General features: G+C 44.3%; 17 protein-coding genes and 1 pseudogene. 6 read left to right on the forward strand and 12 right to left on the reverse strand.

The features are described 5' to 3' along the window. Positions 1 to 338: 338 nt before the first annotated feature. The 8 genes from ACTRWI_RS02525 to ACTRWI_RS02560 form a co-directional block, all read right to left on the reverse strand. A complete protein-coding gene (locus ACTRWI_RS02525; RefSeq protein ID WP_499129091.1) occupies positions 339 to 824 on the reverse strand; it encodes a GNAT family N-acetyltransferase in 486 nt (161 codons plus the stop codon). A 57-nt stretch (positions 825 to 881) separates the two neighbouring features. Beyond that, positions 882 to 1,259: a nuclear transport factor 2 family protein gene (locus ACTRWI_RS02530; protein WP_499129093.1), complete on the reverse strand. Its 378-nt coding sequence runs from the start codon at positions 1,257 to 1,259 to the stop codon at positions 882 to 884. Between the two features lie 110 nt (positions 1,260 to 1,369). Beyond that, positions 1,370 to 1,780, reverse strand: coding sequence for a cytidine deaminase (locus tag ACTRWI_RS02535; protein ID WP_499129095.1), 411 nt, complete (start codon positions 1,778 to 1,780; stop codon positions 1,370 to 1,372). A 435-nt stretch (positions 1,781 to 2,215) separates the two neighbouring features. Next, complete coding sequence (locus ACTRWI_RS02540) at positions 2,216 to 3,346, reverse strand: lipocalin-like domain-containing protein (RefSeq protein WP_499129097.1); 1,131 nt, start codon at positions 3,344 to 3,346, stop codon at positions 2,216 to 2,218. After that, on the reverse strand, positions 3,346 to 5,856 hold the full coding sequence (locus ACTRWI_RS02545; RefSeq protein ID WP_499129099.1) for an ABC transporter permease: 2,511 nt from the start codon (positions 5,854 to 5,856) through the stop codon (positions 3,346 to 3,348). The genes ACTRWI_RS02540 and ACTRWI_RS02545 overlap by 1 nt, the downstream gene beginning before the upstream one ends. Further along, a complete protein-coding gene (locus ACTRWI_RS02550; protein ID WP_499129101.1) occupies positions 5,843 to 6,553 on the reverse strand; it encodes an ABC transporter ATP-binding protein in 711 nt (236 codons plus the stop codon). The genes ACTRWI_RS02545 and ACTRWI_RS02550 overlap by 14 nt, the downstream gene beginning before the upstream one ends. Positions 6,554 to 6,768: 215 nt before the next feature. Continuing rightward, positions 6,769 to 6,909, reverse strand: coding sequence for a hypothetical protein (locus tag ACTRWI_RS02555; RefSeq protein WP_499129103.1), 141 nt, complete (start codon positions 6,907 to 6,909; stop codon positions 6,769 to 6,771). A gap of 266 nt (positions 6,910 to 7,175) precedes the next feature. Beyond that, entirely contained in the window at positions 7,176 to 8,507 is a 1,332-nt protein-coding gene (locus tag ACTRWI_RS02560; RefSeq protein WP_499129105.1) for an MFS transporter, read from the reverse strand. Positions 8,508 to 8,826: 319 nt separating this feature from the next. Here ACTRWI_RS02560 and ACTRWI_RS02565 point away from each other — a divergent pair, with 319 nt between their 5' ends. Then, entirely contained in the window at positions 8,827 to 9,576 is a 750-nt protein-coding gene (locus tag ACTRWI_RS02565; RefSeq protein ID WP_499129107.1) for a helix-turn-helix domain-containing protein, read from the forward strand. 100 nt (positions 9,577 to 9,676) lie between these two features. After that, on the forward strand, positions 9,677 to 10,885 hold the full coding sequence (locus ACTRWI_RS02570) for an MFS transporter (protein WP_499129109.1): 1,209 nt from the start codon (positions 9,677 to 9,679) through the stop codon (positions 10,883 to 10,885). Between the two features lie 128 nt (positions 10,886 to 11,013). Here the strand turns inward: ACTRWI_RS02570 and luxN are convergent, their stop codons facing one another. Both luxN and ACTRWI_RS02580 read right to left on the reverse strand, forming a co-directional pair. After that, positions 11,014 to 13,635, reverse strand: coding sequence for a quorum-sensing autoinducer 1 sensor kinase/phosphatase LuxN (gene luxN, locus ACTRWI_RS02575; protein WP_499129111.1), 2,622 nt, complete (start codon positions 13,633 to 13,635; stop codon positions 11,014 to 11,016). Continuing rightward, positions 13,628 to 14,845, reverse strand: a complete 1,218-nt coding sequence (locus ACTRWI_RS02580) for an acyl-homoserine-lactone synthase (RefSeq protein ID WP_499129113.1) — start codon at positions 14,843 to 14,845, stop codon at positions 13,628 to 13,630. The genes luxN and ACTRWI_RS02580 overlap by 8 nt, the downstream gene beginning before the upstream one ends. A gap of 716 nt (positions 14,846 to 15,561) precedes the next feature. On the opposite strand from ACTRWI_RS02580, the pseudogene ACTRWI_RS02585 reads away from it, so the two are divergent. Both ACTRWI_RS02585 and ACTRWI_RS02590 read left to right on the forward strand, forming a co-directional pair. Beyond that, a pseudogene (locus ACTRWI_RS02585) lies at positions 15,562 to 15,636 on the forward strand (hypothetical protein); the annotation flags it as partial. A gap of 285 nt (positions 15,637 to 15,921) precedes the next feature. After that, complete coding sequence (locus tag ACTRWI_RS02590; RefSeq protein WP_499129115.1) at positions 15,922 to 16,314, forward strand: cystatin domain-containing protein; 393 nt, start codon at positions 15,922 to 15,924, stop codon at positions 16,312 to 16,314. Between the two features lie 102 nt (positions 16,315 to 16,416). Here the strand turns inward: ACTRWI_RS02590 and ACTRWI_RS02595 are convergent, their stop codons facing one another. Next, positions 16,417 to 17,013 carry a hypothetical protein gene (locus ACTRWI_RS02595; protein WP_499129117.1) on the reverse strand — a complete coding sequence of 199 codons (597 nt, stop codon included), beginning with the start codon at positions 17,011 to 17,013 and terminating at the stop codon, positions 16,417 to 16,419. Positions 17,014 to 17,246: 233 nt separating this feature from the next. Further along, positions 17,247 to 18,845, reverse strand: coding sequence for an isocitrate lyase (locus ACTRWI_RS02600; RefSeq protein ID WP_499129119.1), 1,599 nt, complete (start codon positions 18,843 to 18,845; stop codon positions 17,247 to 17,249). Positions 18,846 to 18,974: 129 nt separating this feature from the next. Between ACTRWI_RS02600 and ACTRWI_RS02605 the strand changes: the two genes are divergently transcribed. Both ACTRWI_RS02605 and ACTRWI_RS02610 read left to right on the forward strand, forming a co-directional pair. Next, positions 18,975 to 19,928 (forward strand): LysR family transcriptional regulator, encoded by a 954-nt coding sequence (locus ACTRWI_RS02605; RefSeq protein WP_008215742.1) that lies wholly within the window; start codon positions 18,975 to 18,977, stop codon positions 19,926 to 19,928. A gap of 118 nt (positions 19,929 to 20,046) precedes the next feature. Continuing rightward, positions 20,047 to 22,230 (forward strand): malate synthase G, encoded by a 2,184-nt coding sequence (locus ACTRWI_RS02610; protein WP_499129120.1) that lies wholly within the window; start codon positions 20,047 to 20,049, stop codon positions 22,228 to 22,230. Positions 22,231 to 22,333 lie beyond the last annotated feature (103 nt).

Consider the following 22,333-nt stretch of genomic DNA (forward strand, 5'->3'; position numbering starts at 1 on the left):
ACCCTAGTGGTGGCTTTTCATCTTGCGAACACGTTATTGGGTAGACTTGGTGGCAGTACTGAGCATTTGGTGTATTGATTTTTGAAACTAACTCTTACCCCTCTTCGTGCGTCGTAAGGGCGAGCGTACAGATGTGAGTAAAGTTCATATTGTTCGGTTTCAGATTAAACTTTAAAGTGTTGTCATATCTTGTCATAAATCTCTTTGCTCACAGGCTTCCTTAGATACTTATCGAGACAAAAGGTGAGTACAGAACTTATTCCATTGAGATGCGTGGCTTAAAATTCATCCTCACTCAAATATTATGTTTTGCTGTTCCATTACTTGGTTGTGTGGGTCTAGGCTTCAAGAGCTCCTATTTTCTTAGACATATTAAAACCAGTAATAGAGAAGCCCACTGCTTGGTAGAGCTTCAGTGCTCTTTCATTATGGTACGCGACTCTCAACTTTATTTGTTCAATACCATGCTCCTTAAGCTGCTGCTCTAATAGGCTCAGAGCTTGCTTTCCATAGCCAGCACCTCGGTACAAGTTAGATACGTAGAAGTCGTAGATGAAGGTAGAATTGTCTTCTGTATTAATGGAGTGCCAAAGGTAGCCAACGAGGCAGAGTTGCCCATTTAACTGAGCTTCAATACAAAGAAGCGAATGCTCGTTTCCTTCAAGACCATTCGGAAAGCAACGATGTAGATCTTTTTTAGCTAGCTCAACGGAACGCTCCATAGAGTGGCCATAGTTTTTCGCTATTTCACGGCTGTAATCGTCAATAAAATAGTCGCAGTAAGCGGGGTATTCTTCATGGCGCATTTCTCTAAGTTTAATCATGTATATCCTTACTATGTACTTAAATAAAATCGAGATTAAAGGTTCAGATGCGATGTCTTAACTATAGGTAAGCTCGAAAGGTAAACATGGTGTGCCTTGGTGGTATTTAAGCTGCCAACCAGCCTCAGTCAAAACCCATATAGAGCAACGTTTGGCATAGCTACTCACATCACCAAGTTCACTCACCAAAGCGGTCTGATATTTGAGTAAGTGTACCGTAGGGCTTAGTAAAAGGCATTCGTAATTTTGCGAGTGAATTTTTGAGGTGGAAGGATCCTCTGCTCTCATCATTTTGACGATAGACATAAAGTCAAAACTATCGCCACTGCGACCGACTTCAGAAAAATCAGGATGGATTAAACGCTTAATATCATTGTTGTTTTGTCGAACTTCATATTGATGAAGCTCAATTTCTTGCTGAATCAGAATGTCCAATTGAGCGCCCTTGCGTAGATTTCAAATTCACAGTGATCATATTATGTATACCCCCTAGAAGCATTGTATAGAGTGCTTAGGGGGGGCGAGGTTTAGTTATAAGCGTTTTGTTATAGAGTGGTACCATTTACTAACGACCAGTGGTGTGGCATTAATTCGCGGACAGTTTTGAACACCAGCTTATTCTCTTTTGTTGAGATAGCAGCTTTAACGTCACCTCCCCAATGAACCAGTCTTTCTTGGCAGATTCCACAAGGAGATAGCACCAAAAACTCAGTACTCTCGTCTTCTCGACAGATACACAGAGAGTGCGTGACTTTTTCGTTCAATTTATGCGCTTCCAGAAAGGCGCCGACCTCTATACAAAGAGAAAGTGCATCATTTTTCGTATCGGGAGCAATACTCGTTAAAATTTTGCCTGTTTCCGTTCTTACAGCCGCAGCACCGCCCCAGCCTCGCGGATACCGTTTTTTAATCAGCTCAACGGCAGCGTGATATAGCTCCTGTTCTTCTTGTTTCATGCTATTCCTTTTAATTTGTCGTCATTTGCCGTAGTGAGAGAGTATTACCAGCGTCAAATAGGTGATTGAAGTATTCAGGGGTAAGTATCTCGATGGCATTCAATCAAGCGCTTTCGAGAACGGCGATGCCTATTAGTAATTTATATTGTGTAAGCACGATTAAACCTTAGTTTTTGCTCTTGGTAATATATCTAAAGCTTTTACTTGTTGGTATTTATTAAACGGATATCAATGTTTGATCGCTTCACAAAACGGTATCTCACTATTGAGTGGTTGCGTTGTTAGATGAGAATTTAAATTATTGACTTGGTTTTACTTAATTTTTTGATGTTGTAGTGAACATGACTTTACGCTGTGACAAGATCGTTCGATTTGAACAGGTGGCTGGTTAATTCATGTCTTTTTATTGTATTGCTGATGGTTGCTCAGACATACCTAATACCCGGTCAGCTCCATATACCCTGTACCTGAGTGTGTTCCTTTAATTGAGATTGGACCCTCCCAATAGGGAACCGATAGTGGCATTTTTGCTTTGGGGTTGAGTGCCGAGACTGTCAGTTCTATTTGCTGGCTTGGAATTGAAACCTGCCACTCTGTTGGATAATCGCGCCCATCAATTACCGTTTGTTTGGTTGCAGTGAGAGTAATGTCTTGCTGCGAAATGGCAGTACCAGAACCATTTTGCTGCATCAGCCTTGCGTGAACATAACTGGCTTCGCCTGTTGCTGAGTTTCGCAGTTGGAATACGACTAGGCTGATTTCATCACTGAGCCTAAGTGCAAACCAATCCCAGCCTTGTTGAGAGTCGAGTAAGAACTGCGAGCTCCATTCTCTGTCTATCCAACCTTTGCCTGAAACCTGATGTGTCACACCATCAATCGTCACGTCGCCAGATACATTGATGAATGGCTGGCTGTAGTAGTAGGAGGCGACCTTGCCGTCGCTGCTTTTGGTGCTGTATCCTTGCTCTCCTTGTTTTTGGTAAGGAGCGTCGCTAGTCAGTGTTAACGAGTAGCCAAACTGCTCTGAGTTAGCATTCAATGTGGCAGGGAATAAGTCATCAGTAGAAGATGTCCATTGCCAATTATCAAGATAGACGCGAAATGGTGATGTGCTTACTCCTGCCAGTTCTGCTTGATCGCGTGACCATTTTTCATCGGCGTAGTGTTTGTCTTCGGTGGTGACGGCACTGTGAGCCATGTAGATCTGTTGGCTTTGCCATGCGGTTTGTTTAGTTTGTTCGGCGATGTTTTCTGGAGCTGCGGCAAAACGAAACTGTGTCCATTGTACGCCTAGCGCATTACCGTCTTCATCGATGAGATTAGCGGTTAGATACCACCACTCATGACGTAAGTTCGGGTGTGCTTGATGGTCTTCGGGGAAGGTGAGTTCAACGCCTCTAATGACTGGACTGAATTGATTACTCTGCTGCTCACTGTTCCCGCCGAGTATCGAACCCATGTTTTGAGCGGAATTCGGATCGGCCTTGTCACAACCCCATAGAGATAGCAGACCCAGTGAGAGAGCAGACAGTCTGATTAACTTACTCTTCAAGCCAATGTTCATCACAACACCTCACTTTGCAAACTGGATACCACAGGCTTACTGACCAAGCGCCATAGAGGACTGAGTGTTGCAATCACAGCCACAATAATTGTTATAAGGGAAATGCTAAGCGCATCGCTCCAATTCCACTGGTAATTTAAGCTCCAACCGAAGGCGCGTAGGGTGACAATGTCTGTTAGTACATAGCCAACTATAGCACCGAGTGGGATGGCGATAACCAGAGTAAAGCTCACAAGCACAACGATTTGCCCGCTCACCATCGCCATCAACTTTTTACGGCTTACGCCAAGCGCATACAACCTTGCGATAGCGGCCTTACGAGCATCGAGCAACATAAAACACGCACAGAACAAGCCAATCACAGCGACCATCAAGGTGACGCCATTTAACGCACGAGTGATGGCGAAGGTTTGCGAAAAGATATCCAAAGCAAGGGATTTGATCTGAGCTTGGTCATAGAGCTGACTTGGGTGCAGGTTCAATTGCTGGCGCAGCTGTTCGTAGACTTGTTGTTGGTCACCAGAGACTTTAATACCTAGGCTAGTTGGTAAGTTAGTAAAACCGCTTTCACGCCATAAATAAGGGGCAAGCAATACCTCGCCATTGGGTGAGCCGTAGTCGTGGAAAATCGCTCCAACGACTAGTAATTTGCTTGGAATAGAGTCGAACCTAAGTTCGCTGTTCAAAGACAAACCGAGCTTCACTGCCGTAGGTTCGCTTATCGCAACCAGTTCACCTTGGTAGAAGCGCTGCCAAAAGTTATCTAGCTGCGATTGGAATACCATGGTTTGCATTAACGTACCTTTGTCCTTGGTGCCGAGTAACGTGGGTAAGCCTTGCAAGTTATCGTCAACATAGTATTGCTTGTAAACGGTTTCAACGTTCTCAAACTGTTCTAACGCACGTTCTACATTAGCGATTTCACCTTGAGCTGGGCTTACGTAAATGTCGGCATGCAGCCGCTGTTCTAACCATTGCTTTAGAGTGGATTCAAAGCTACCTACTAAGGTATTCATTCCCATATTAGCCGTTACAGCAAGAAGCAGCGCCATCATGGCAAGTGAGAGCGGAGAGATGAGTTCTCGCAATTCAGCGAACAGGTACTGCATCACCCCCGATTGAGTGCGCTGTTCAGTCCAACTTGCTAATACGCTGAGCGTTTTAGGCAGATACAAAGGAATAGATACCACCAACACGCCAAGCCACGCCATGGTGAAGCGGTGGTGTTCGCTAAGCCATAAGCCTGCTAATGCGATACCCGTGAGTGTTATTCCGATGATAAACAGTTGGTTTTCGTTTGAAGCCTCTGGCGCTTGATAAAAGCCACCATGAGAAGATAGCGGTTGTTGAATGCGTTGTTTAAAGTGCTGCCAGCAGGCAACAAGTGTGGCGGCTAAGGTGAGCACTAAGGCCTGAACTAACCATGACCACTGCCATGTACCAGGCAGAAGTGTTGCTCCGTATAGTTGTTCCAGCGTTATCGCCACGGTGGGATGGAGCCAGTGGCTTAATTGAATACCCAAAATGAAACCGAGTGAAGCTCCTAGGGTGACTAGAACGGTCAGTTCAATGAGCAAAGCAGAAAAGACGATGCTTTGTGCTATACCGGCTTGCTGAATTTGAACCAATAGTCGATTACGTTTCAGTAAACTGTATTTCACTCCGTTATAAGCGATGAACAAACCAACCAAGAACGCGAGCAAGCTCATGGCCGTCAAGTTGAGGTGAAAGCTGTCGGTAATGGAGCCAAGGTCGGTACTTTGATTATTGGTGATCCATTGTCCTTTTGCTGCGATGAGATTCTGCCAGTTATCTTGTGGTTGGTTCTCGACATTAAAAACGGCGATGTAGCTCAGTTGACCTAGTTTGTTGAGCAGTTGTTGAGCGAATCCTATATCCATCAGCATTCGACTCCCCAGTTGCCACTCATCAGGCAGCACAACCACTTGGGTAACGATGTCATCGAGGATCAGCGTGTCCACTTCGTCTAAGTTTTGATGCTGCGACTGGCTCATCATCACTATGGGCTTGCCTGCTAAGAGCTGAGGTAGGGGAAGTGCACCATCAAAAAGCGATATGTTTTGTTCGTTCTCTTCGGAATAGCGAGATCTTGAGGTGAGTGCGGCGATGAGCTCACTGCCTTGGATTGACCAACGACGTCCTTGCTCGTCTCTCACACGCCCTTCAATTACAGGTAGTGCTGCGCTGAGTCCGTTTTGTCTCAGTTTGAAGTAGAGCGACTCAGGTAAGTAGTTTTGTCCTGCTGGTGGGATGATTAGGTTCTGAGCCTGAGCGCTCAGTTGCTCGGTCGATTCTGCATAGCTGCGTTTGGCATTCAAGTTGATGGCTTGTACCGCGACAAATAAGGTGACGGCCAACACTATGCCAATCAAGATCGCCGCAGCTTGCAAAGGAGAATGGCGATAATGCGCTGCGAATAGGTTTAGCGTCAGTTTGGTGTGCGTGATCGCTAAGCGAGCAGGCGTACTAGTAGAATTAACCTTTGGCATGAGTCATCTCACTGGCTTGCTTTTGGTCTACATGCTTGAGTTTTCCGTTGTCCAAGATCAGCTGTCTGTGCATAAAATCGGCGCATTCAGGGCTGTGTGTCACCAATAATACAGCGGTGTTGCCTTGTGTTGTGATCTCACTTAGTAATCTCATCACCTCCAACCCTGCTTTATGATCTAGATTTCCTGTGGGTTCATCTGCAAGCAAAAGTTTGGGTTTGTGAGCCAATGCTCGAGCGATAGCGACTCGCTGTTGTTGACCGCCTGAGAGGGCAGATACGTGTCTATTAAGTAATCCACTGATACCTAATGCTTCCACTAAGTAATCACACCAAGCTCCCCATTTCAGTTGGTTTAAATGCAATGGAAAGGCGATGTTTTGTTTTACATTGAGTGGGGTGAGCAGGTTGAACTGCTGAAAGATAACGCTGAGCTTTTGATGGCGGAAATGGCTCCAATGTTGGTCTTTCCAAGCTGATGTATTTTCACCATCGAGCCATAACTCGCCTTCTGATAGTGGTTCAAAGCCCGCAATTAAATTGAGTAGAGTACTCTTCCCACTGCCACTTGATCCAGTCAAAGCAACGCTGACACCAGTCCCTAGATTGAAGTCGATATTGTCCAGTACTTGATGGCTCTCTTTGCCATCAATAAAGCTTTTACTGGCCTGTTGCAGTGTGACAACTGGGCTATCCATTTCCTCTCCTTGTAATCAAAAAGCGCTCACCAAAGGTGTTATGTGTTGGCGATTACTTTCACGATAGGCTCTCTCAAACTGTAGACGACAATTTGAGGATTTAGATCGATTTATATCGAATTATTAGTAACTTGTACTTTAAGAGAGGAGTAATAGATCAGTGGCAGGCGGAAGTTGTTGATAGAGAGGAACAACTTCCGAGTGCATCTTGTGTGTTAAGAGGGCAGCAGGATGATCTTGCCATCCAATCGTGTGGTTTTAGATTCGATATGGTCAATCGCTGTCTGAACTTGTTCTAAAGGAAAGCAACGGTCGACATCGAGTTGAATCTCATTCTTGATGAAGTGAGCGAGCATAGACTCGAATTGGTGACGGCGTGCTTTTTTCCTTCAGCTTCTTCCCAATTCTTCAAGAAGAAGGTGCTGAGCTCGATAGCTTGGCTTTTGGCATACTCGAAGAAACGCGGCTCATAAAAAATTCATAGAAAGCGTACAGACATTACGCTTCCGTGTGTGAGGTAATTTAATGATTATGTTAACAAAAAATTACCCATTTAGAAGTGGAAGCGGTCTTTTTATGAGCAGAGCTTCACCTTTGCCCCAATTTGGCATGGCACTGAAATTTAAAAGATGGGTGTCTTTTTGTTTTTGAAGTAGAACCATCCGCTGATTAATACGAACAGAAAGGCGAAGTAATAGTAGAACGAAGATAGCGACGCCAAGAACGCGAGGTTTTGCTCTATCTCTTGCTCGGTGTAATTATTAGAAACCAATTTGTAGTAGTAAGCATACAAAACACCGATGAGCCCATATCCGAGGTTAAACATCAAACCTTTGAAGCTAAGAACCGTGGCTCGGTTATGCGACTCGGTCTTTTTGTTCAGGTGGTAGCTGATAAAAATGTTCATCGTCATGATGATAAAGATCAGTACCAATGCAGGAATTACCCCATAGATTGACCAGCCCAAACTGATCCAATAATAGGTGACGATACTTGCTAAGCCCATGACGAAGATAAAGGTTTTCGGCTCGATACTTTCTGCCAGTCTACGGCTTTGGCCGGCCAAAATGATCTTTAATAGACTGATTCCCGCGCCAATAAAACCGAAGTAAATAATTGGAATATCGATGGCAAGATAGTATTGGCTGTTCATGGTCAGGAACATACGTGATGTGTGTTCGAACAGGCTGTAGTAGAGCAGTACGAAAAGCACGTAGGGTGTAGCGAGTACCCACTTACCTGTGTCAGCCGTAAGCTTAAGGCTAGTCATGGTTGTGGCTAACTTCGTTTGACCATTTGGCATTACTTTCTTTTCTTCACGCATGTTTACCGCAGCATAAATCGCGAGTAGCGCAACCAATAAAGTGGCGAATACCGGGATACGCATCAGGTCTTTGGTGCTTTCCGGCGCGTTTAACCCTAGAACATGGAAAATGTTCGTCATGAAGGTTACATCGTACATTGCAGCACCAATTAAGGTGGCAAAGATGCCGACGCTTGAGGCTATACGAAGCTGGATTTGCAACACACGAGGCCACAGCTCCTCATTATCTTGCTCTTTTAAAGTGTCATACGCCAGTGCTTCATCAGCACCGCTTGCCAATGCCATGGCTAACCCGCTGAGTATCCGGTTGACCAAAAAGACCATGAACACCAAGTTCGGGTTTCCGCTCGGCACTAGGGCGATCATGGCGATTTCAACAAACATCACAAGGGAAGAAAGTACTACCAACCTTTTACGACCCAAGGTGTCGGCAAATGCTCCAGATGGGACTTCAGCAAGTACTATGGTCGCCGCCCACACAACGTTAAGCATGGCAAATTGTGAAAGGGTTAGGCCGTAATCTAAGTAGAGTAGAGTGAATACTGGGTAATAAAAACGCGCAAAGTAGCTGCTTCGAAACATTAGGAAGTAGCGAACATTAGGAATTTTTAGGATTTCTTTGAGCGTCATGATTAATTAGTCGATTAAATAACACTTTATTATGTATAACTCTTTTCTCCTTTTAAATCATGAGATTGTTCAAAAATGATCGATGTCTGACCTAGTTAGAGAGCATTGAAATAGCGTGGGCTCTTATATTTTCCTTTTTGAAGTATAGCGACTAGGGGACCTGCATTGTTCCGACTTGTTGTCGTGTCATCGATGAGATTTGTCGTAAGATATAAATTATTCCGCGTTTATCTGAGGTAGTGTCAGAGAAGTAGACTCGATTCATCGATGACTTGAGAATATGAAGGGAATGCCGATTCAAAATAGGAGTGATACTTGGATGCATCTTAATGAAAGGCTGTGGGAGATAATTAATTTGGATGATCATCAGGTGATGGTTAAACATTATGAATCTCATTATTCGAGTGAGATTCACAGCCATGATTACTCGCACTTAGTTTTTATACATCAAGGTTGTCAAATTATCTCTACTGACAAGGATAGTTTGCTCTCTATGCCCGGCTCTTTAATTTACATTCCAGCTGGCGTACCACATCGTGCCGATGCCTTAAAGCAGTCACAGGTCTCCTTACTTCGCCTACCACTAGGTTCAATCCCTGAACTCACCGAAACATGTATCTTGGATATTTCTCCCATCGTTACTCAACTTTTCAGCTTATGGGAAAGTGGCGGGCCGGAGCCAAAGCTTGAGCCTAATTACATTCAGGTGCTCATGGATCAATGCACCCTCTGTAAGGCAGTCGACAATCCACTAATTGCAAAGGAAGGTATGGACAGAAGGCTGCTACCAGTCATTGATGCATTATCAAATAATCCCAGCATTAAGTTATCTATCTCAGACTTGTCTAAACAAACAGGGGCTTCTGTACGAACTTTAAACCGATTTTTTTTGGCTAGTTTCAAAGCATCTTTCAGGGAGATTCGCCAAAAAGTAGTGATGGAGCGTGCTGAGAAAATGATGGCAAAGGGGGTTAGTGCTACTGAAATTGCATTCGAACTTGAGTACTCAAGCCTATCTGCTTTCTCTACTGCATTTAAAGAACATCAGAAAAAAGCACCCCAGAATTAAACCTGGCGTAAATTGTAAACATCCTGGCGCTTTACCCAAAAACTTATTTTGAGGATCTTTTTAACATGATGCTCTGTTCTTAACGTTTATGGGAAATCGAGTGTCTAAAATAACTATTATATTTATCAGTATCTTAATGGCATCGAGCTATTTTTTTGCGTCGAGTATGTATACGCCAAGCTTTCCAGATATACAAAGTGAACTGGACACATCAGAGGCGTTAGTACAGCAGACTTTGAGCCTGTTTTTTATCGCTTTAGCATGCAGCCAGCTAATTTGCGGACCGTTATCCGAGCGGTATGGACGAAAGCCCGTCGCTGTTCTTTCATCTGTGATTTTTGTTATTGGTTCGATGACATCTCTGATGGCTGACAGCATAAATATTCTATTGCTGGGCAGGGTAATCCAAGGCTTAGGTGTTGGTGGCCTTTATCTACTTTGCCGCACCATACTTCAAGACGCATTTAGCAAGTCTGAACTCATGGGGATACTTGCTTGGTATGGGATTCTATTTATGAGCCTACCTGATCTAACGCTCGTTTTGGGAGGGTATCTGACTCAGCACTTTGGTTGGCAAGGTAATTTTGTCTTCATGGCATGTTTATCGACTGCAACGCTATTGATTATTGAAGTCATGAAACGTGAAACGATCAATCACAAGAACCGAGATGCCATTAAGCCTAAACAGATACTAAAAGACTATGCTTTCATCACATCGAACGTCACGTTTCTGTGTTACTTGGCAATGATGTTTAGCGGGACAAGTTGTCTATTACTTTTCCAAGTCACGGGTTCTTTTGTTGCTCAGAATCAGTTTGATTTGACGGCCGCGGATTATGGCGTTGGGTCAATGGTTTTGATAGTGAGTAGTGCGGTATCTAGATTGATTTGGAACCAGTTTCTGAAGCATCGTATCAGCGAAAATATGACTCTAGTCTATGGCGGTCTGATTCAGGTTATGGGTTGCGTTGTCATAACATTAAGCCTTTTCCTACAAAGCTACTCAATAATGTTATTCGGGTTTGCGGTGATGGCTTTTGGTTCTGCATTCTTACTTACAATAGCAGGTGTTTCGGCATTGTATTTGTTTCCTAATCATAAGGGGCAGGTTGGTGCTATCTATGGTGCTCTTCAGATGATTGGAGCATTTGGTTTTACGTCTTGTTTATCCCTCGTTCCAGCAACTCACGAGGTGATGGTTTTGAGCTGCTGGTTATTGTCTCTGATTAGCTGCGTTGCAATTATTATTATGTACATGTGCCAGCGAAAAACGTATGGAGTGTCGGTCGCTAAAGCAAGTTCGAGTTAGATAACTGATTGAAGTGACTATTTGACTACCTAATTTGTGTCTACAGAAAATCCCCTCAAAATAAACTCTTGAGGGGATTTTGGATTAACTATTGATGCGCTTATCAGCCATCAACAATGGGTAACCAACTATTCGCTCTCCACTTCTTTGGAAGCCTCTGTTACAGTATTTTTGTACAGCCATTTGTCGAGCACAACCTGAAGTGCGTCTAGTGATGTTGGTTTCTCTAACCGACCATCCATCAATTGGTTAATCATGTCTAACTCACGTTGCCCCGACTCACCAGAAAGCGCAATGATTGGTGTGTTAGGTGAACGAGCCTTGATGATCTGGCTGGCGTCAAAACCGTTCATGACTGGCATTTGTACGTCCATGAGAATCAAATCGACTTGGTTTGTTCTGAACAGCTCGACGGCATTTTCCCCATTTTTAGCTTGCAGGATGTTTACGCCCAGTCTGCTTAGATACATTTGAACAAGGGTACGTTGTACTTCTTTATCATCAACGATGAGCACGGTTGGAGCTATCCCGTTGGTTGTTACTTGTGTTGCCACTGAGTCCGTACTGTACTCTTCTGTTTGAGTGCTCTGAGCTTTCGGTCTGGCTTCGCTGTTCTCTTTGCTAGCCTCTTCGACATCGACTTGGCCTTGTTTCCAGTCGTTGAAATAGGGCGTGCGTAGGGCATCTGCTTTTGGCGCATTAGGTACCACAGGGAAATACAGGTGGAAGTCAGTAAATTCCCCAAGCTTCGATTTGCACTCAACTCTGCCACCAAATGAACGCATCACCCGTTGGCAATAGCCCAACCCTAAGCCACTACCGCCGCTTTTCTGATAAGAGAAGAAGTCGTCGAAGATCTTTTGTGCAATGGTTTCGTCAATACCTGGTCCTGTATCTCGGAAGGTTAGAACATTTTCGTAAGAACCGATTTGGGTGCTGATTTCAATTTGGCTATCCGGGTACGAATCAAAGTAATAAATCGCATTGCGGATCAGATTGAAAATCACGAAATTGAATAAGGTTTCGTTTAGCTTCGCAACAAAGTCATCATGTTGCGGCAAGCGAATTCGCTCGATGATCTTCTCGTTTTCAAACCCGTAATGGCTGACGGCTTGGTCCACTGCTTTGTGAATAGAAGTCATCAGGGTAGGACCTTGCTCAGACGAGCTGTCGCTAACCTCCCTTAGGATTATATCAATCAACTGTCGTCCACGCTGAATAGCAGCTTGCCCATTCTCAATATCTAGATGGATCTGTTTTGTTGGTGCTTGGTTTTCGATGTGCTGCTTTAATACTTCAAAATGAAGCTGAACTTGGGCAAGCGGGTTACGCATTTCATGAGCGATGGAGTTGGCGAGCGCTCGACTTTGACGTATGCGTCTATCAGCTTCGATAGTACTTTGAACGCGGGTAAGCAGGGTTTGTAGCGCCGAGATCTCTTCGTTAGAGAACATTTGATCGTTGCTCTTATGTGACGATACCAGTAAATGAGTGACCGATTTCCCTTGCCCGAACAGCGGCATAACCAATGCGGTATTATTCGAGCTCATCTTGTCATACAGCGCTTTGAGCGAAAGTTTGGAGGGCGCTGTGTAATCAAGTTCTTGCGATAACTCGTCGAACACTAGAACTGACTTATTTGTTGATAGATAGTCTTCGTAGAAGGTTTCGTTGTAATTGCTGTTAACAAGGCGAAGTTTGTCTTCAGGGATTTGCAACAGCTGACCTAAACGGCGCATCGCATCATCAATCGATAGCTTAAAGTCTTCTTCTAAGGCCAGTATTTGCTGTACTGGAGTTTTCTTGTTTCCGTAAACAAAGAAAGAGGCATAGCGGCTGACACGCTTGTAGAGTAAGTGCCATGCGATGCCAATCATCGCGCAGATCGGGACTGCGATTAACCACTGATTATCGTCGGTTAGAGGGATGAATATCGCGCCGAACGGTATTACCAGTATCGCGCAGACTAACAATGCATTAAGGCTCATGTAAGCAAGATATTTCACACTGTAGAAGCGAGAGGTTAAAAGCGCATAGCCTACAAACAGCATTTCACTGATTGATAGTGCTGGTGGTAACCAAGTCAGTGAGAAGTCTCTCAAGAAGTACGTCATGCCGAGGTGGATGGTTGCAGTAGACAGCATGAATACCAAGATACCTGCGATCATATAGCTGGTTTTGGCGAGTACCAGTTTGCTGCTGTTGGCGCGCATCGCTACCAGATTGCAAAGGGTTAAAACCACTAAGCTGATCATTCCTGTGAAGAAGTAAGGCGTATGCGGGCCAAACTCGATGACAAACAGACTTGGACCAAAAGTGGTGACGCCTTCAACTGTTAAGCTAGGGCTAAGGTTGATAAAAAAGGAATAGACGCTAAAGCTGACGAAGATGGCTTGTTGCCATAGGTATACTTTGCCATTACGTTGTTCAGCTGCAAGCTGGCACGAGAAGTAGTATGCAAAAGCAAAGGCAAAGCATGAGGCTAGGTTGGCAAACTTAGCAGCGAATACCGCTACTGAAGAACCAAGCTCTGGTAGCAAGTCGGTATGGAAGTAGGCATTGCTGCTAATCCAAGCAACAATGCAGACTGAATAAGCGATGTAGGGAGAGTGGTGTGTCCCTACAATATTTTTCCCTTTTTGCTTGAGGCAGTAGCAATAGTAGAGTAACCACATCACTACGACCGCAACGGTCGCGAGAAGCGTTATCGCTTTGGCATAAACAATCGCCTCTAAACCGAAATCAAACATGTTCATCCTTTTTTACAGAACTTGGTGCCTTTGTTGATCTCAGCTTTCGGCTGCTACGCACTGCCTCTTTGTAGCGACGAAAATCGGTGTCATTGAATACGTTGACCATCCTTTCGAAATTCCAAAAACCACGATAGATGGTAGTGCCGTCTGCATTCAACTCGCAAAACCCAGAGTGGAAATAGGCTCTTGGGTCGATAGATTGATAAAACTGAAGCATGAAAGGTTGCTCGATAATGGTGAAGCCAACTTTATAGCCTACTTGATGTAGAACGCTCATCAGCTCTTTTTGAGCAAGGTAGAGGAAATAGAGTTTTTGTTGAGTATTACCACTGACGGTAAGTCGCAACACTTCACATATAGCCTGTGCATCGGACAATTGTAACTGGAATGTACTATCAAATTCTGGCAGAGAGTAACACTTTAACAGTGTCGATGGAGTGAAAAGCTGCAATTCTGATAGTTGCTGGTAACCATGTTCTGGTAAGCAGTATTGCCAGTGTTCATTACTGAACGGTGGCGCGTAGCTTAACCAGGTTTCATTCTTCGACCAATCTTGAATGAGGGCGGAAGAGACCAGTGTAGGGAAGGGCTCATCGACAGGGTGTTTGAGTAAGACAAAGTGTTTACCTGATTGCGAAAGGTGCAATAAAGGCAGCATCTCATACCATTTTTCACCCTTTATGAAGATCTCTAGGTTACTTAAAGCAATCGCATCATTGATGGGCATAGCTTGTGGATGGCACGGTGTTCGTACCATAAGTGAATCGGACTCGATGTGCTCAATGAGCGCGCCATAATATGCGCAATCTTGGGTGGGTAGATCTATCGGTGAAGTCGGGCTATCGCCAAGCGGAGATCTGGTTTTTATTGCGGCAATCTCAGATTCACACCAAAAGTCTAACCATGACATATAACATTGGCTTGCGGCCTTCTCTAACAAAACCAATTCAGGGGGCAAGGTGCTTGGGTATCGCTGAATGAGATCACGATAGTCCATCAACTCAAACAACACTGACAAGCTTTTGTTTTGATGCTCCGGGAACAAAGATTCAAGGAGGTTTCGTCGATAGTCAGTAACGGTTTGGAAAAGAGTTGTGCGTTGTTGTGGCTGATAAGTATTGATTACAAGATCTATCAATATATGTTGCTTTATTTCGATAGACTTATCGCTAGCCAACAGCGAGTCTAAAGACGAAAGTAATTTCATGTTGTGAACCTAGCCTTATATAATTATTTTTATTCGATCTGCACTTATTTCCTGACACTTATATTATGTAAGCCTTGAACTAACGTTATTTTTGCTGTGTATGAATAACGTTTCTTGTGCTTATGAAATGAATACAAGTGGCATGATCGAGCGCGAGTCTACTACTTACGTATTTTCTTAACAACCGAACTTTTTCAAGTTTATAAAGTGCTAAATTAGTTTTTTCTCAAGAACTTAGGTGCTATTCATACGCCTAGCCTAATATGTAGCTAGTGAGCATAAACCTTTGGTTCTATAAACTGATACCAAATATCTATGTTTTTAAGCAATCTCATAACCAATGCGCAACAAAACTTACACCTATAATTGCAGGGAATGTAACGTCGAGCTAAATGTACAATTAACAAATGTAATTATGCTTCATACTCGTTTATTTCCACGCCATCACTGGGCGCTCGTTTGCTTACTTTCTAGTGCATCTACTTTCTCTTTTGCTCAAAGCCAATGTGAGGTGTCTGAACTTCAGTTATCACTTGATCTCGCTCATGCGGTTTCACTGGCCGACAACAGTTGTTATAGCTCTTGGTTCTCTGCATCCAAAAGTTCGTTAACCAATACTACTGAACTTAGAGATAGGCCGTTACCGAGGTGAAGCTGAGTAAGCACGCAAACTTGAAAACTTAGGTGAATTTGTACGTGCAGCTTATTACGTTCGTTATAACGCGCGAGAAGAAGACTTCTCCAAGGCGTTGAGCGAGCGCTTTGCAGACTCAACTTACAAATACCAGTGACTGAGGAAGGGTAATTACATTTCTTGTTAAGTGCAGAACAGCAAGGTGATGATGTCGAGATGTTGGTCTATTTTCATTAAGGCACAAATCTCGAAGATATGGAAAACAAGCTGAGTATGAATGCCCGGCTTTGTTTTTCTGACATTTTTCTGTGTTTATAGAGTAGTTACACCATAATCTCTGATGAAGTGATGACATTGGCGGTTTAAGCTTGTAAGCATATGAAACACCTAGATAGCGGTGTGGTCACTTGTTAAAACTGAATGATTTATTTAGTGAGGATTTATGAAGAAAGCACGATTAACATCACTACTTGGAGTAGCGACTTTAGTTGGCGTGGTTGCTCTGGCTGGATGCAGTCAGAGTAGTGAAGTGATGAGCCAATCACAAGAGAATACGAATCCGATCTGTAGTACTAAAAATCTAACAGGTGGTTGGTCGAAAAGTGAAGTTACACCACAAGCTGAGCAAGCGTTAGACGCCGTGCTTAGTCAAATGAACACGTCTGCAAAGCTTAAACAGATTTTGAGTGTTCGAACTCAAGTTGTGGCTGGTTTGAACTACGCGATTGAGTTTGAAATGGATAATGGTGAAGTGTGGAATACGATCGTATACCGCTCTCTACAAGGCGATATCGAAATGGTTCAGGCCGCGCAGCAAGGCCGTTTGTGCCAATAGCCTCAGTTAGATATCAAACATAGCGTATAACACAAAAATGGCTCCAAATTAGGAGCCATTTTTACTCTGGTAAGTGCTATATCGTAAGTTCGTAATGGTTTATTACGCCTCGGATAATTCAGGTTTTGATAGTTCGCTTTCGGATAACTCCACAACGCAAGCTCGGCTGATGTCTTCATCGATGTACGCCATACCCAGTTTGTTCAGGTAATCCATGCGGTCTGCAGTACGAAGATCGATATCTGGGCCTGCAATGTCGTTCTCTTGGTAAACCTTAGCGAGGTGAGCCATGAACTTTTCGCCCACACTCATCATTAGCAAACTCATTGCGCCAACGTCTGGTCTTACTTTAGCGCGTTGCTTTTCAGATAAATTCACCTCTAAGACAACAGGCAGTTCCTCTCCTTCGAAACGAACGCTGCGCTCTCTCACCGTTTGTTGTGCCCAGTAGTATGCAAGCTCTTTACTTTGGGTTAAGAAGACTGGCTCAACCGATTCTGTGTAGTTATTGCCGATGGTGGCCATGGTTTTTACGGCGGCTTGGTTGAGTGCTTTATCGCCCGAGCGTTTTAGCCCTTGGCCTTTAATGGAAGCGATGAGCGCTGAAGAGGTTCCGTGATACCAAGTATCACCTGTTGCGAAACCATTCTCTGATAGCAGTGTTTTTGCATCTTGTAGGTGTTTAGGTATTGAAGTCATAGCCGTTCTCAATCAAAAGAAATTTCAATAAACAGGAATCTCATAAAACATGAATACATTTAGCTTAAACCGAAGTTGCTTAATTGGCCGTGGGTTGGGGCACAAATCTGAGACTTTGAGATAAAGCCGGCAGTACAAGCTTTATCTAAAAGCCTTCCCCCGGATCTTACCGAAGTAAGAGAGAAGGGCGGGGGAGGCTTTAGCTTTAGTGACTAATCAAAAAGTGCTAGCGATTAATCAAATTGGTTCGATGTATTTAGTTCACCCGCTGCTTTTAGTGCGTTTTCACCCGCAAAGTACTCTTTGTGGTCATCACCCATATCTGAACCAGACATGTTTTGGTGTTTAACACATGCGATACCTTGGCGGATCTCTTTACGTTGAACGTTAGCAACGTAGCCCAGCATGCCTTGGTCACCAAAGTACTCTTTTGCAAGGTTGTCAGTAGACAGCGCTGCAGTGTGGTACGTAGGCAGAGTAATCAAGTGGTGGAAGATACCCGCTTCACGAGAAGCATCTGCTTGGAACGTACGGATTTTGTCGTCAGCACGCTGTGATAGTTCAGATTCATCGTACTCAGCGCTCATTAGGTTAGAACGGTCGTATGCAGAAACGTCTTCACCAGCTTCAACCATCGCATCGTATGCTTGTTGACGGAAGTTTAGCGTCCAGTTGAACGATGGTGAGTTGTTGTATACCAGTTTCGCATTAGGGTGTACTTCACGAACGCCATCCATCATCTCTTTGATTTGGCCGATGTGAGGCTTCTCTGTTTCAATCCAAAGTAGGTCAGCACCAGCGTTGATTGCTTCAATACAGTCAAATACACAGCGGTCTTCACCAGTACCTTGACGGAATTGGTACAAGCCAGATGGTAGACGATTAGGACGTACCAGCTTGCCTTCACGGTTGAAGCAAACGTCGCCTTGTTTCATGTCAGCTACATCGATCTCTTCAACATCTAGGTAAGAGTTGTAGATGTCACCTTGGTCGCCCGGCTCTTTCACTACTGCGATTTCTTTTGTTAGACCTGCACCTTGTGAATCGGTACGAGCCACGATGATGCCGTTGTCGATGCCTAGCTCAAGGAAAGCGTAACGAAGTGCACGAAGTTTCGCGTGGAAATCAGCGTGAGGTACGGTTACTTTGCCGTCTTGGTGACCACATTGCTTCTCATCGGCAACTTGGTTCTCGATTTGTAGACAACAAGCACCAGCTTCAATCATCTGCTTAGCCATTAGGTAAGTCGCTTCTGCGTTACCGAAACCAGCATCGATATCCGCGATGATTGGCACTACGTGTGTTACGTGGTTGTCAATTTGGTCTTGGATGCGATCTTGTAGGTCAACATCACCCGCTTCACGAGCTGCGTCTAGTTCACGGAATAAGCCGCCTAGTTCACGTGCATCTGCTTGACGAAGGAAGGTGTATAGCTCTTCAACTAGTGCTGCAACCGATGTTTTCTCGTGCATTGATTGGTCTGGTAGTGGACCGAACTCTGAACGAAGTGCTGCAACCATCCAACCAGAAAGGTATAGGTAGCGGCGATCTGTTTTGCCATCAAAGTGCTTCTTAATAGAAATCAGCTTTTGTTGGCCGATAAAACCGTGCCAGCAACCTAGAGACTGAGTGTATTGAGAGCTGTCTTTATCGTAAGCCTCCATGTCCGCACGCATGATATCTGCCGTGTATTGTGCGATATCTAGACCTGTTTTGAATTTGTTTTGAGCTCGCATACGAGCAGCAGATTCAGCATCGATTGCATCCCATGGAGCACCTGCAGCGCTTTTTGCAACTTCTATCATTTCGATATCTTGTGTAATTTGCGACATAACTATTCCTTAGTTTCACGTGGGTATGGTTGCCAACTTGGCTTGGATTAAAACTTTGCTATGGACAAAGAATAATCATGCATGTGATAATTTTGTTAATTTATAGTTATTATATTCGGTATTTTTTATATGAATATTGCTCGTATAGACCTTAATTTACTTGTGTATTTAGACATGTTGCTACGTGAAAGAAACGTTACGCGAGCAGCGAATCAGTTGGGGATTACTCAGCCTGCAATGAGTAATGGACTGCGCCGATTACGCGATTTACTTGAGGATCCGTTGTTAGTTAGGACAAGTGAAGGAATGGTGCCAACCGAGCGCGCGCAGAAGTTGCAACCTTTGATTCGCAACATCTTGGCTAATGTAGAAAAGACCTTGCAACCGACGACGGAATTTAACGCAGAAGACAGTGAACGCGTATTTCGTATCATGGCGAGTGACTATGCTGAGTCCACCATTATCCAGCCTTTATTAAAAAGGTTGAGTGAGATAGCGCCGAAAATACGCCTCGATATTATGACGCCAAGTGACGTGAGTTATCAGGATGTAGAACAGGGGACCGTTGATATCATCATTAACCGCTTCGACGATATTCCACAGTCCTTCCACCAGATGAGCCTTTGGCACGACGGCTTCTCTTGCTTATTTAGTTGCGACAATCCGATAGCTGACAATTTCGATATTCTTTCTTACTTAAAAGCGCAACACATTTGGGTGAGCAAAACAGGTATGGGTACAGGGGTTGGGATTAACCCAAGTGAAGCTCAGAAATTAGGTTGGATCGATGAAGCGCTAATGCGTATTGGTAAAACCCGAAACATTACCGTGTTTACTCGACATTACCTGTCAGCGATTCTATTCGCCCAACAGAAAAACTTGATCCTTACCATCCCAACCAAAGCAGCACAGCTGCAACGCAACAACCCTAAGTTATTGATCAAACCCGCTCCTTTTGCCATTGAACCTTTTGAGGTGAAGATGGCGTGGAGCCCGTTGTTACAAACCAATCCAGACCACCAGTGGATGCGCCGTTTGATCAAAAGTGTCGCCAATGAAATAGAAAGTGGTGTGACGGAATAGCCCTAGTTTCAGGGTATTTCTTTTGTGAATGTCCACTATAAGTGGCATAAATTAGCTAAATTTTCGTCATTTTCGTAAATTTAAGTGAGTAGTCAGTGATTAACTTGAGAGAGATTTTATGAGCAGTCGTATTCAACAGGGAAGCTTGAACATAGATAGCACCCTCTACCAACTAGTTAATGAACAGATCATCCCTGGCACGGGTATTCTTGCAGAAGACTTCTGGCAGTCATTTGCAACCATCCTCAAAGATCTGGCACCAAAGAATCGTGCATTGCTTATCAAGCGTGAAGATCTCCAATATCAAATCGATGTATGGCACCAAGAGCGTGCTGGTCAAACTCTGGATGCTGCAGAATATAAACAGTTCTTACAGCAGATCGGCTACCTAGTACCTGAAGGCGATGATTTCCAAGTAACGACTGCCAATGTTGAACCTGAAATCGCAACGCAAGCTGGGCCGCAGCTTGTAGTGCCTATTATGAACGCGCGATTTGCACTTAACGCAGCAAACGCGCGCTGGGGCAGTCTATATGATGCGCTCTACGGCACAGACGTGATCAGCGAGAGTGATGGCGCAGAGAAAGGCGGTAGCTTTAACCCAGTACGTGGTGCCAAAGTGGTGAGCTATGCTCGTGGTTTCCTTGATGATGCCGCACCGCTCAATGGCGTTTCTCATAAAGACGTGACTAAATACAGCATCAGCAATGTGAGCATCGGCAACACGCTTACGGCGACTCTAGATAACGGCGAAGAAGTCACGCTAATCGACCGTAATCAATTTATTGGGTATCAAGGTGACGCTAGTGCACCGTCTTGTATCCTGCTTAAACACAATAACCTTCATATCGAAATTCAAATCGATCCTAGTGCGCCAATCGGTAGCGTTGATGCAGCCGGTATTAAAGATGTGCTGGTGGAAGCTGCACTAACGACCATTATGGATTGCGAAGACTCAGTGGCCGCCGTAGATGGTGAAGATAAGGCACTGGCTTACCGCAACTGGTTAGGCTTGATGAAAGGTGACCTACAAGAGTCACTAGAAAAAAATGGTAAGACCATTGTTCGTAGCCTGAATCCAGATCGCCAATACACCAGCGTAACGGGTGGCGAGATCTCGCTTAAAGGTCGAAGCATGTTGTTTGTTCGCAATGTTGGTCATTTAATGACGAATCCAGCGATCATTGATGATGAAGGGAATGAAGTACCTGAAGGCATCATGGATGGCATGATTACTTCACTGATTGCTATGCACGATTTGAAAGGTAACAGTGCTTACCAAAACTCGACCGCTAACAGCATCAATATCGTAAAACCTAAGATGCATGGCCCTGAAGAAGTGGCATTTACCAATGAGCTGTTTGGTCGCATTGAAGACGCATTAGGTTTAGAACGCTTTACTATCAAAGTTGGCATTATGGACGAAGAGCGCCGTACCTCTGTGAACTTGAAAGAGTGTATCCGCGCCGCTAAAGATCGTGTTGTGTTCATCAACACAGGTTTCTTAGACCGAACGGGGGATGAGATTCATACGAGTATGGAAGCGGGTCCTTTTGCTCCTAAACCGCAACTGAAAACCATGACATGGATTGGCGCTTACGAAGACCAAAACGTTGATCTGGGCTTAGCTTGCGGCCTGCAAGGTAAAGCCCAAATTGGTAAAGGTATGTGGCCAGAACCTGATAACATGGCCAAGATGATGGATGCCAAAATTGGTCACCCACAAGCGGGTGCTAATACCGCTTGGGTTCCTTCGCCAACCGCTGCTACTTTGCACGCATTGCACTACCACAAGGTGAGTGTTCCGAGTCGCCAAAAAGAGCTGCGCGAGCGTGTAAGAGCAAACGTTGACGATATCCTTACTATTCCTCTATTGGGTAATCAAAAGCTGACTGCACAAGATATTCAAAATGAATTGGATAACAACACGCAAGGCATTCTAGGATACGTAGTGCGTTGGATTGACCAAGGTGTAGGTTGTTCGAAAGTTCCTGATATTAATAACGTAGGACTTATGGAAGACCGTGCCACACTACGTATTTCGAGCCAGCACATTGCAAACTGGTTACGCCATGGAGTTTGCGATGAAACCCAAGTTATGAAAACGATGAAGCGTATGGCTGCTGTTGTTGATGAGCAAAACGCTGGGGATCCAAGCTACCAAAATATGGCGCCAAACTTTGAAAGCAGCATTGCGTTTTCTGCAGCGTGTCAGTTGGTGTTTGAAGGCTGTGCTCAGCCAAGCGGTTATACCGAGCCAGTACTCCACACTATGCGCTTGAAACTGAAATCACTTAAATAGCAAAACAACCGGATAATAAGAAAGAAAAGAATAACAACGATAAAAGTAACCCCCCTTAACCGAGCCCAAGGTGCCGCGCAATATAGCGCGGCTTTTTTTGCTT

The organism is Pseudoalteromonas sp. G5_S1_14_S5 (assembly GCF_054968605.1).